A 13,160-nucleotide genomic window follows, 5' to 3' on the forward strand; every position below is an offset into this window, starting at 1 on the left:
TTTTGCATCCGATGTGTGGACAAAACAGGAAGTCAACATGCTTCTGTTATACCCATTTTGGCGTGCAGATGCCAGTCAATGGCGTTTTTTTTCACAGTTCCTTACGCCCAAAAACACAAAAGCCACAGCCCCCTGATTGAGAGGTGGCTGTGGCTTTGCGGCCCTGGTTTTCAGTTAAAAAACTTAGGCAGGAGCTAATGCAAAAACAACGACGTGTGCAGTAATCAATAACCCGCAGAGCATGAGCTGCTGACGAATACTGAGAGTGGACATAAAGGGTACCTGCTAGGAAATCGGGCCGTGACCCGTGTCTATGTTTCTATTCTTATTAAAATGATCTGCAATCAATACGTTACCGCAAACGGAAAAGTTGATTGTTGCAAACCATGCCATTCCCTATAGACAAGTCATTTATAACATACAAATTTTTACAGACAAATATCGATTGACTATATAGACCATAGAAAATGATGAATATTGCGCCATTTCGCTATATAGCCAATCGTTTTGTCCCACTGCAATTACTGACAGGCCACCTTACCCAAACCCAGAACATAATGACGGTCGCCCGACAAAGGCGAATTAAACGGCACCTGACCATATTTACCTGCCGTAGCGCTCAGGTAATCCACCAGATCCTGCCCAGCCGCAAAATGCCAATTGCCCAATAGGCCCTGTGAGGTGGCGGAATAGTTCTCCGCCAAATTAGCCACTGCACCCGAGCTAATGGTAAAGCCGGTTTTGGTGGTTTCATCGAGGTTGCAGGCCGCATCGCCGAACCAAACAAAGTTGCCTTCGCCGCGATAATTACCGCCGGTCACATCGCGGATCAAATTATTTTTCAGCTCCGCCAGTGATGCCGCCAGATCCGCTTTTTCCTGATGGATGCGGTTGACCACAAACATATTGTCTTGCTGCAACACGCTCGCGCCCACACGAATGCTGAGCAGGTCTTTGCGATAATTCACAAACACATTGTTCAACATATGCGAGGTACCACGGCGGATCAGCGGTACGCGGCGCAGGGTATTACCGAGCGCCATATAACTCGCATCGCGCGTCACAAATAAATTGTGGTGCATAGTGGTTCTGATTTGCGCATCGATTGTGTGGCTATCGCTGGAGCTGTGCAGTGTTGCGCGTTTGACATCGAGGATTGCGTTGAATGACATGGTGATACCGTAGGCGCCGACTTTCACATCAAACGCGGAATCGCCGGTGGTATCGAAGGTATTTTTGTGAATCCAAATATCGTGTGATGCGCCGGTGGAGCGAATCATATCCGGGTCAACATAATGGTCTTCGGTGTGGCCTGCGCCTTTAAAGTTCAAGTGCGTGAGAATCACACTGGTTGCGGTCTGTGTCGGTTGGCCAGTGGAATCTTTACCAATCGCAAAACCGCTAAACAGGAAGTACGCCTCGCTGCCGCGACCATCGATACTTTTGTTGGAGCCAATCGCCGGATTGCGAATCGGGTTATTGGATTTGTTCATCGCCGTGTTAAAGAAAGTGCTCACACAGGCCGATTCACTCACACTGTTTTTTGCGCACCACTGCTGGTAATTCACACACTCCGCTTCGGTTGCGCCGAGAATGGATTGCACAGTCGGATTGCTGCAACCCAAACGGTACATTCCAATTTCGGTTGGCTGCGCGAATTGGATTTTGTCGAACACAATCCAGTTGTGCGCTTCACCGCTAATTGCATCCAACACTTGCTGTTCAACCGAGGTGCTGGAATTTTTAGTGATGATAGTGAGTTTGCTGTTGCCGTTAGGATCGTATCCGCCTTTGGCATTTTCACCATAGCCCACTGGAGTACCGAGGGTTTTATATAAACACTCCACAATTTCCTGATCGGTTTGCAAGGCGGTATCGCGCCAGTTTACGTTGGGATTAGTGGCGAGATTAATACAGTCCGCACTCAGGTTTACATCGCCGGGAATATAAGGTGCGCTTGATGATGAACTGCTCAGGCTCGATGAAATAATCGATGAATTAGCACTTGAACTTACCCCGCCTGCCGCAGAACTGCTCGCACCTGCATTACCTGTGGATGACGCACTGCTGGATGAACCCGCCGCATCGGTATATTCAATGACCAGATTATCAATCGTCAAAGTCGCGGTGCTTTCTGCTCTAATCTGTATAAAAGAATTCGCCGTGCCATCGCTAGCGCTCAATACAAACCGTTGACCCACAACCAGAGTATTGGCATTTTCATTAAAGATTCTATCGCCGGAGGTGTTGGCGTTATCCACAAAAATCTGTACTTTTCCGGAACCGATGGCTTGCATCACATCAAATGAAATTTTGTAGGGCTTGCTTAAATCCAGATCTTTACCCACTTCACCAATGGTAAAACGCGCACCGGTTAAGGTAATGGTGCCATCTGCAAACACTGGCGTACCACCGGATTTTTTATAGAGCGATTGACCGCTGCCGTTAACGCGATAGGTTGTGTAGAAATTACTGGCAGTAGCGCCTTCAAAGGTTTCCGTAAAAAATACTTCGGCCACATTACCTGCAGAACTTGATGCAATAGGTTCTTCACTGCTAGCTGCAGAGGAACTGGATTCAACAACTATTTCACTACTATTAACTGAGGAACTTGAAGCAACAGCACCTTCACTACTATTCATAGATGAACTGGATTCAATAATCAGCGTTGATGATTGGCTCGAACTACTGGACGATGGCCCGTTAATTAATTCCAAAGTAGTTTGAAAATGCGCTACGGCTTGTTCCGCAGAAATCAGTTCCTGATTAATGCTACCGGATGCTTGCAATAATGCTTTTACCGCCGGTGATTCGGCAAACACTTCCGGCGCTGTAGTGAAATCCAAAACTGTTCCGGCTGCAATTGCAGCGGCAGTAATTTCAATACCGTTGCTTGCGTCACCATCCGCATCAAGGCTTTGTAATAAACGCAGTATATTAATGAGTTGGTTATCGGTAAGGCTTTCTGTGTTGACTATATCCAGCGGCGTAATAATGTCTTTTGCTACTACACTGGGTAATTCCAACCCACCAATAAAGAATGTAATTAATTCGCCTATGCGATAGCTGAATTCACCATTAGTGTTGGTAAAACCTTCTTGGGTTTCCGTGCGGTAACCAATATTGGCAACCGCTGCATCGAGAAATACGCCTGTTGCTACCGGCGCCTGGCTACTGGTCTGTGCTGAGCTAGCTTCTGAACTCGCGATACTGCTTACAGATACTGTCGAACTGGAGAGTGAGGATGCAACAGAACTCGTATTACTACTACCTGACCCAGAACCACCACAGGCGGTCATCAATACGCTGAGCATAGTGACTGAAATAATTAATTTCTTCATAGTTTTTCCTGATAAAACATTGTCGTTTTTATTGATTATCAGACCAATAACTATTGCCGGTTGATATGCGCCAACATCTGGCTTCTATTTTTTTTGGATAGAAAAACGCCCGGAGTAATTCCGGGCGTTTTTTCTTTCAAATATTAATTTTGAGTGATTGAGATATTATCAAAACCAAACATCAGTTCATCAACGCCCGGTGCCGCGAAGAACCCAATCTTTAAAGATGTTGCGATTGAATTATTATTAACATTTACAAAACTACTGGTGTTAGCAACGGTAAAATTAACGCCATCTGTTGATGTCGATAACTGGATGCTATTGCCTGTTCTGCTTATACGTAAATAATGGCCAATTGTCCACGCACCATTACTGCGAGACTGAGCAGAACCAGTACCCACATCTAACTTAAATGCTCTCGATCCTTGATAGGTTGGCGAGGTTGTCAATGTGTAATAACCTAATTCCGCAAAACGGCCGAGGTCTATGTAATTTGCCACTGGTGTAATCGCTTCTGTAATTAATAAGCCATAACGGAATTGATTGTTGTTATTGACAGTTATAGAGCCGCCATTGGCCACTGTCATTGAACTAAAGCGGGCAGTAAATACAAAATCACCACTTACATCTTGATACGCAAAAAAGAACTTGCGATTTGTCGTATTCAGACTGCCGCCTTTGGCTGTAAATGTGATACTAGATGCAGTATTTACACTTATGCTTCCTTGGGGTACTGACGTCGAAGATCCAAATAAATCCAATGAAGCCCCAAACCATAAATCAACTGATGGCGTTGAACTACTTGACTCGCTGGAACTTGACATTGCTTCACTACTAGCTTCAGACGATGCAACCGAACTTGAAGACTCTTCACTGCTTGCAACAGATGATTCTGCAACGCTGGAAGATGATTCTGGAGATTCATCGCTTGATGATGCTTCACTGTTCGACTCAGAAGATGCAACTAAACTGGATGATGATTCAATTTCACTGCTAGCAACTGAAGAACTTGAAGAGGCCTCTTCGCTGCTTACTGATGATTCCGCTGCGCTTGATTCAGCTTCACTGCTAACCATTGAAGAACCTGAAGAGACATCCTCACTGCTGACTGACGATGAACTTGAAGACACTGCACCACCCGCAGAAGATTCTGAAGACTCAGATGAACCTTCATCCAAATATTCCAGTTTCAAATTATCAATTGTAACGCTGGTAGAACTTTCGGTGCGGAATGCAATAAACGACGTTGCGGTGCCTACAGTGGGTGTAATTTCAATCAACTGTCCAGCAGTCAGGGTATTCACTGCTGCATCAAATACTCTGGAGCTACCTCCATGCATTGAGTTAGCAACGCTTGTCGTATTGTTATCAACATAAACTTGCAGCTTACCTGTACCGGAAGTAGCCACTACATTAAAACTGATGCGGTATGGGCGACTTAAATCAAAATCACCATTTGCACTGGTATCACTTGCCAAGGTATTTGTGCGCGGTGGACGATGACCAATAGTGAAACGGCCAGCAGAAATAGTTAACTCATTATTCGTTACAGTAATGCCACTATTGCCTCCAGTAACAAAGTAGCGTGCTGCGCTTGGATCGGTAGAAATGGATTGATAGGTCGCACTGAAGAGTGTGGCTTTATCAACATTAAAACTTTCATTCAGCGTACCCGCAGTACCTACTGACAAGGCACTGGATGACTGCTCACTTGATTCATTACTTGAGGTATTTGCTTCCGATGAATTTGCAGAAGAACTGCTAGTCGCTTCACCCTCATTGCCAATTTTACCCACACCCGCATTCGCCATCACAATTTCTGGTATAGATGCGGCCGGATCCATTTCGACAGTGTAAGGCACAGTTACTGCGCAGGTTGATTGCAATTGGCCATCAATAACTTCTGGAATAACCAAGGCACCATTACCGACGGTACGGCTGTAATAAATCGTCGGCAGTACTGTGTTGTCATTATTGGTTTGCCAACAGCCTGGTGTAGGTGAATCATCTGATGCAATCAGCGGATTATTGGTGTTGTAGAAGTAGTTACTTTCCACCAATACTTTTGCATTCGCACGCGAATTAATACCGTGGATCATGGTATTAATGTTGTCGTTCGAATAATAGTTGTTATACACATGCACCAGCGCATTGCGAACCAAGGGCGTGCGCTGCTCTATATTTTTATAATAATTGTGATGGAAAGTAATATTGTTGTTGGTGTCGCTATCGTTAAAACCAACCAAACCTGCACGGCTCGAATCATTAAACTTGTTGTAAGACACAGTTACGTTAGTCACACCGGATTTCATATCCAACAGTGAGTCATAACCATCTTTTTCGCCGCCCGATGCTTCCAACCAGTTGTGGTCGATCCAGACGCGATCCACATCCGTCTCCATACCAATGGCATCACCACCATTAGATATTGGTGAACCACTTTTCTTCACATTCCGGATATGTACGTTCTGGATTATGATGTTGGAGGCATCGCGCACATGAATGCCAATTTGATCAAACAATGCGTTGGAGCCTACACCAATAATCGAGACGTTACTCATTTGTTTTATTTCAATCACATCGGGCTGGGTATTACAACCCTGCGCAGTAGTATTACCGTGATTGATGGTGCCGTTTACCAAAATTATAACCGGTGCGGTTTTATTGCTACTGCGTACACCACACAATGCCGCATTTAATTCAGTACCTGTAGTCACAGTAATCACTGGACCACCCGCGCCGCCAGTCACTCCTGCATAGGCGGCAAAACCTTCCATTTTTGCAGGGCGAATCCCGGTGCTGCCACTATCAATACTGCTTGTCGATGAAGCGGAGCTGACTGCGGGTATTTCACTAATAGCACTGGAGCTGGAGCTCGCAACTACAGTTTCACTGGATGATGAACTTACAACAGACGCGCTGCTCACCGATGACTCTGGCACTGCAATTACGTCTTCGCTGGTGGCCGATGAACTGCTTTCTGCAGTTTGACTGGAACTGCTGGAAGACGTGCCGTTAATAAATGCCAACGTCTCTTGAAAGTGCGCGAGCGCCTGTTCGGTAGAAATCAATTCCTGATTAACACTTCCGGATGCTTGCAACAGCGCTTTTACGGCAGGCGATTCTGCAAATACATCGGGTGCTACAGTGAAATCCAACACAACACCGGCGGCAATCGCGGCGGCGGTAATTTCAATACCGTTTGAGAGATCGCCATCGGCATCGAGGCTTTGCAATAAACGCAAAATATTAATGAGTTGATTATCGTTAAGGCTTTTGGTATCGGCGATATCCATGGGCGTAATAATGTCGCTCGCTATTACACTGGGTAATTCCAACCCACCGATAAAAAAGGTAATTAATTCACCAGCAAGATAATTAAATTCGCCATTGGTATTGGTTACACCTTGCCGGGTTGCAGTGCGGTAACCAAGATTGGCCACGGCTGCATCGAGAAACACGCCGGTCAATACCGGTACTGAACTACTTGCCTGATCTGAACTAGCAATACTGCTGACAGATACAGCAGTGCTGGATGATAACGATGGAGCTGAACTGGTGTTTTTACTGCCTGAGCCTGAGCCACCGCAACCAACCATCAACAGGCTGAGCACGAGGGTTGATACAATTGATGTTTTCATTGTTGATTCCTGATAAATCGCTGTAATTTTTATTGTTTCAACAACAAGAGTTACTGCATTTGCATGCAATATTCTTGTTATTTATCAAGACCTTTTACTACTGCCGTAATTACTGAGCTGGTTAGCCAACTTCTGCATATAAAAGCGTTAACACTCACAAAGCCTGCGAGTATTTATTGGAAAAATTATTCTATTTTTTGAAAGTTCAAAATCGGGGGGATTAATATAAGACAGTCTTAAAAAGACTATATGCAAACTGCATGGCTTGATAAACGATGAGCAACTATTGGCAAGAGAGAACGAACGCAGAAAGTATAAATTGGATAAATTAGTGCTGCTATCACAAGCAGCAAAAATTGACAGAATCAGTAGTAGAACTTTCATTGGCCGTTTTCTCTAGGTTATTGTAATAATTTGATAACCAAACCAATGCCGAGGTATTCAGGAACGTCCGTCCCAATTATATTTCTGAAGTTATTTTTATATTTTTCCGCCTTTGTTGGCGGGTGATTCGTCAATTCTTGAATTTTTTAAACTATTAATCAAGTCACATTTCAATCTGTAAAGGGTTACAGCGTAAGATAGTATTTTGATGTTACATATCTACTCGAATTTACCGTTTTATTTGTCTGGCATTTATAAAAACGGCCAGCATGTACTGGCCGTTTTTAAGTAGAAGTTACTGGGTAACTTCAATATTCCAGATACGAATGCCACCACCGCTGTCACCATTGCGGCTCATTAAAATAAACAATTCAGAGACAGTCGCATCGGCAATGGTCACGCTAACGGTTGATTGCTCCGGATTGCTGCAAGATGATGCGACCTTCCAGGTTTTTCCTGTCTGATCAACAATTGCTATTTGGCCATTTTGACAAGCACCTGCTGCTGTAGCACTGGCATTTGAATAGGTTACGGTCATGGTGATGGGATTACTGCTTGGCGCAAAAGCATAGGATACATAACGCGAAACGCCCGTCGCACCACTGAGCAAGGTTGGATTTACTTGGCCACTAGTGCCTTCCACCAAGGTGGTTGGCTCTGTGCGCAAAGATGATCCGTTGTAGTTAATCGCATAATCAGTACCTGCACCATTCAAATGCAATCGCAAATTGCCGGCACCAGATGATTGGAAATTGAAATCGCCAATTTTTATCGGTGTTGATGCTGTTGCATTGAAATTGGTATTTTCATTCGCTCCAGGTTGAGAGACAACGGCGGACGCTAACTCGGTATGGCTAGGCTTCCAATTAATGGCGATCCCGCTGGGAGCAGATGAAGATTGGGCAGAAGACGACGAGCTGCTGGCCTCCGGCAAATTCAAACAACTGTTAATTTTGTTGCGCCCGGCATAAGTCTGTACATGGTTTTTTACATCGGCAGTTGCCATAACATTGTAGGTGTAAGGCGGTTGGTAATCTGTAGTAACAGAATCATTAGTACCGGCATAACAAGGTGCTGTGCTGCAGGATGCTACAGGGGTGTCGCTCCAAGTGACGCTGGTGAAACTATTACCCGTTGCATTCCAGTAGCCAATGCTGGAACTATCCACTGACAGAATAGGATTTTTTACGTTTTCAAAAACATTGTTATCAATACGTATCTTCGCACCCATGCGCGAGTTAATACCCGTACCCGTCACGTTCTGGTAGTAGTTGTTCCAGATATGGCCTTCGCCGAAACGGAAAAGTGGCAAACGCGATACCACATCTTTCCAGTGGTTGTGATGGAAACTGATTGTGCGGCCTACATCTTCCGCAACTGCATCATCTGAAGAACCCCAGAGGGAGGTTTTTTGACTATTGCGCAACAGGTTATAGGAAATAGTCACATTTTTAACATCACTGCGACCACTGACTAGCTCGTCATAAAGATCTTTATCGACGGTCAGATCGTTGTAAAACTCGTTGTGATCAATCCAGATATTGCTAACCGCGCCGTCTTGCCCATCCAGATGAATATGATCGCCTGCGCCGTTAGCTTGCGGTACTTCATGCATCAGTAAATTGCGCACAATAATATTGCTCGCACCGTGGCTAATGCGCATACCTACACCATCAAATTCGCCGCTATTTTCCAAACCAATAATAGAGACATTACTGCGACGCACACGAATTTCGGTATTGTTGGAATTCGCCCAGGTGATCGGCCCATCGATATACACAATTAAAGGCAAATCTTTGTAGGTCGCGTTGGTTGCACTTAACACACTATTTAATTGCACACCGTTGGTCACAGTCACTGTGTTATTGCCCAAACCGGTATCTGCACCACCAGTCACTCCATTGCCAGCCGCCGCAAAACCTTGCGCAGTATTAAAGTTATTACAACTGGTGAAGTCGAAAGCTACGCTGCTAGTACTGCTACTACTTAACGCTGCACTACTAACTGAGCTAGATGATAAAAGACTGCTGCTAGATTCAGTAACAACGCTAGAAGAGCTTGCGGTACTAGCAACCAATGACGAGCTGCTCTCCACAGCTAGCGATGTGCTACTTACCACGGACGACGGGGTGGATGAGGCCGCTGGTGGACTAGAGCTAAGTTGAGCGGCAGATGAGTTACCTCCACTGCTACCACCACCTCCACCGCCGCAGGCTGTTAATGCAACTGCGGCGGCAAGACTGAGAACAAGATTACTGTGTTTCATAAAATATCTACCTCTATTACTGCTGTAGGTTTTGCATCCCAGCCTAAATACAAAACGATCGGACAATGCCGATCGTATTCTCGGATTAATGTAAAATTTTATTTAGTGATTTCAATTTTCCAGATACGAATGCCACCACCACCGTCACCGTTGCGGCTCATCAAGACAAACAATTCGGATACTGTCGCATCAGTAATTGTGACACTAACCGTTGATTGCGCTGGATTACTGCAAGAGGATGCAACCTTCCAGGTTTTTCCGGTCTGATCAACAATAGCGATTTGGCCGTTCTGACATGCCCCTGCTGCAGTAGCACTGCCATTTGAATAGGTCACCGTTAAGGTCACTGGTGTTGCAACAGGTGTAAAAGGTACGGATACAAAACGGGTTACTCCACCGGCTAAATTAAGCGCGGTTGGATTGACCTGACTACTGCCTTCCACAAAAGTAACCGGATTGCCAGACGTATCGTCTTTGGCAGAGGTGCCGTTGTAATTCACGGCATACTCAGTGCCAGCGCTATTCAAATGTAAACGCAAACTACCTGAACCAGAGGAATAGAATTTAATTCCTCCGATGGTGACTGGGGCAATAGTCGCATTGAAGTTGGCATTGTTGTTAGTTGCTGGCGCAGCAGCTACCAGCGCTTGCAGATCGGTATAAGTAGGCATCCATGTCGTAGTCACTGGAGCCACACTGCTTGATGAACTGCTTGCATCACTTGAAGACCCACCTACCATGTCTGAGCTGGTTGATGAGCTGGCTTCACTGGAAGTCGCTGCACTGGATGTGCTGCTGCTTTCAGTAGACGACACGCTCGAAGCAGATGATGAGGTCACTACACCTTCTACATTCACACAGTCACTGATGTCATCCGGCAATGGATTCCAACCAGCGCCGCTGTTGTAGGCAGCAAATACTTGCGCACGGCTGCAATAACCCGCTGCTTCCGCGAGCGATAATGAATAGCCAAACTGACGACCAGTCAGACTCAGCGGTACACCACTCGAATCCATGCTGTTGTATTCGCGCCAGCCAGTGGTCGCAGTGCCCGTTGCCGGATTAGCGGCCGGTTGCGAATTGATACCTAAACCCGCCCAACCAATTGCATTAATGTGCGAACCGACTTTGGTATTAACAAACACGATGTTATCGAAGGTAGTTGTGCCACCTGGGCTGCGCGCCAAGTAGTGAGTGCCATCGATTGGCGTTTCACCGGTTGGACCTGCACCACTGGTCAGGCTGGAGTTGAGAAATACAAAACCTTTATCGCCCGCCGCTTCAACGCGCGCTTGCAATACATAACCGCCATTGTTGTTACCAGTAGAGCGACCCAGGGAGCGGATTTCACTTTTCTCAAACAATGAAGCCTTACTGTAACCCCAAATAAAATCCACATTCCCCGCAACCAGTGAGTTGTAGAACCAAGTCCAACCTTTTAGCAACAAGGTATCCTGCTCACTGATAAAGTTGGCGTTCTTCGCCACCAAACGGCCGTTAGTGCTATTGAAATAAATTGTTTCAGCCTGACCACCGGCACCAATTAACGTGGTGTTTTTCAGGGTGAGGTTTTCCAGCGTCAACATGTCTGCTGTTTCCACCAAAAATAACGCGCGCCCGGTAGAACCGGAGTTGAGCAATTCGTTGTTGGGATATTGAATCACCGTGTTATCGCGCGACTCACCAATCAACGTCACATTATTTTTGTTGCGCAGATACAGTGGCTCTTCATAAATACCATTATTGATGGTGATAGTGGCCGCATCGTCCAAAGCGATATTTTTCATCGCATAATTCAGCGCACCTTGCACCGAACGGAAATGCGCGGTGGTGCCATTGTCATCCACCACCAAACTGGTTATCCCTGCTGCAAGCGCCGGGCGGGTGGTGAAATTCCAGTTGGCATTTTTACCCAAGCCTGTAAACGCTTGACCCGCTAAAGTTGCACCGGTAAATACTGATTCACTAATCGCTACATAGTAGCTGGTGCCAGGTTCCAATTTATTCGCGTGTAAACTAATGCTGGCGGTATTGCCGCTGATGCGAATGGGTTTGGTTTTCAGGTTGCGTAAAGTGCCAAAACCAATTGCATCACTTTCATCCACCAAGGCAATTTTATCGACCAATGAATCGTCGCTGGTTTTAAAAATGCGCACGCTACCGGCGGTTCCCAAGGTAGGAGCAGAATCAAACGTCAATTTCAGCGTTGCATCTTCATAGGCATTGGTTTCACCAGCAGCCGGTGAAAGCTGGTTAGTAAAAGTGTAGCTAGCAGTAGGCATCACAAATTGCGGTGCAATAGTCGCGGTAATGGTGCGCACCAAACCAGAATTGCTGGTGAAAGTGAGTGTTGCACTGCCCTCACCTACGGGCGTAAGTGTGGCAGTGTTGCCCGTCGTGCTCACACTTACCACCGCATTATCGCTGGATACCACTGTCACACTATCGTCAGCACCGGCATCGGTTTTAGCAGTGATGGTAATTGCACGGGGTGCATCGCCCACTTCCGCCGCATAGCTATTGGCTGCAGGTGAAATTAACAGTGATGCCGGTTTTTCATTGGCGTTACCCACTTTTACATCGTCAATTTCAAACGATTTATTCGCGGTCCATAAACCGATTAAACCGGCGGCAGTGAAATCTGCGTCGGTGTGAGTCGCGATGGTTTCGCCATCCAGATACACCGTGAGGTTACTGCCCAACGCTTCAATGCGCAGGGTATACCACTGGCCATCCAGCATTCCCAAGGTGCCTTGCTCAATGGGCTTTTTCACTTGTTTAGGCCGGCTGATGGAGCCGTCTTTCATCTTGGCAATTTCCACTTGGGTGCTGGTAGTCGCGTTTTGCACATTGAGTGCACCGGCATACCAGTTATTGCCATCCACATAGCGAGTGATCAAATAAATTTGTTTGTTACTGGTAGTGCCGTTAGCACGCGGGCGAATTTTTGCTTCGACGTAATAGTCAGCCGAGGTCACACCGGCAAAGGCTTCTGGTTTAACCAGTGCAATCACACCACCAACACTGTCAGCGGTATAACGTAATGTGTAGTTGCCATTGTCATCGGCAATATCAAATGCACCGGTGGGCACCAAAGTATTTAGGGTGGTGGGTTTTAAATTCCATTTGTCGCTGTTGTTCAAGCCAAAATCATCGCAGAAATACAGACCTGTTGCCGGGCACGCCCACGCAGTTGCAGGAGCAGAACTGCTCACGGCACTGGATGACGCTTCTTCACTGGAACTGCTTACCGAGCTGGACTCACTCGATTGTTCGCTCGATTGTTCACTTGATACCTCCACACTGGACAGCGCCACGGAGCTGCTGCTCAGGGCAACGCTGGAAAGCTGAGCGCTGGAACTTGAGTTTGAATTGGATGAATTATTAGAACCGCCACAGGCAGTCAATGCACCTGCAGCACATAACAATGCAATCAGAGATGTAGTTTTCATAGTCGATAATCCGTTTTTATTATTAATCTTACGAACGTTTTTTGGTGGAAAAATAAGCCGATAAAAATCGGCTTAT

General features: G+C 46.1%; 4 protein-coding genes. All 4 read right to left on the reverse strand.

Going from position 1 to position 13,160, the window contains the following annotated elements; genetic code table 11:
* Positions 1-521 precede the first annotated feature (521 nt).
* A complete protein-coding gene (locus NNX04_RS14230) occupies positions 522-3,341 on the reverse strand; it encodes a pectate lyase family protein (RefSeq protein ID WP_261946198.1) in 2,820 nt (939 codons plus the stop codon).
* A 143-nt stretch (positions 3,342-3,484) separates the two neighbouring features.
* On the reverse strand, positions 3,485-6,982 hold the full coding sequence (locus tag NNX04_RS14235; protein ID WP_261946199.1) for a pectate lyase family protein: 3,498 nt from the start codon (positions 6,980-6,982) through the stop codon (positions 3,485-3,487).
* A 679-nt stretch (positions 6,983-7,661) separates the two neighbouring features.
* Positions 7,662-9,632, reverse strand: coding sequence for a pectate lyase family protein (locus NNX04_RS14240; RefSeq protein WP_261946200.1), 1,971 nt, complete (start codon positions 9,630-9,632; stop codon positions 7,662-7,664).
* A 98-nt stretch (positions 9,633-9,730) separates the two neighbouring features.
* Positions 9,731-13,084 (reverse strand): pectinesterase family protein, encoded by a 3,354-nt coding sequence (locus tag NNX04_RS14245; RefSeq protein ID WP_261946201.1) that lies wholly within the window; start codon positions 13,082-13,084, stop codon positions 9,731-9,733.
* Positions 13,085-13,160: the final 76 nt, after the last annotated feature.

Origin of the sequence: Cellvibrio sp. QJXJ (assembly GCF_024452345.1) — a bacterium.
Taxonomy (GTDB): domain Bacteria; phylum Pseudomonadota; class Gammaproteobacteria; order Pseudomonadales; family Cellvibrionaceae; genus Cellvibrio.

Bases quoted from the DNA above. Each gene is read 5' to 3' on its own strand.
- NNX04_RS14230 (WP_261946198.1), bottom strand. From the start codon at position 3,341: ATGAAGAAATTAATTATTTCAGTCACTATGCTCAGCGTATTGATGACC.
- NNX04_RS14235 (WP_261946199.1), bottom strand. From the start codon at position 6,982: ATGAAAACATCAATTGTATCAACCCTCGTGCTCAGCCTGTTGATGGTT.
- NNX04_RS14240 (WP_261946200.1), bottom strand. From the start codon at position 9,632: ATGAAACACAGTAATCTTGTTCTCAGTCTTGCCGCCGCAGTTGCATTA.
- NNX04_RS14245 (WP_261946201.1), bottom strand. From the start codon at position 13,084: ATGAAAACTACATCTCTGATTGCATTGTTATGTGCTGCAGGTGCATTG.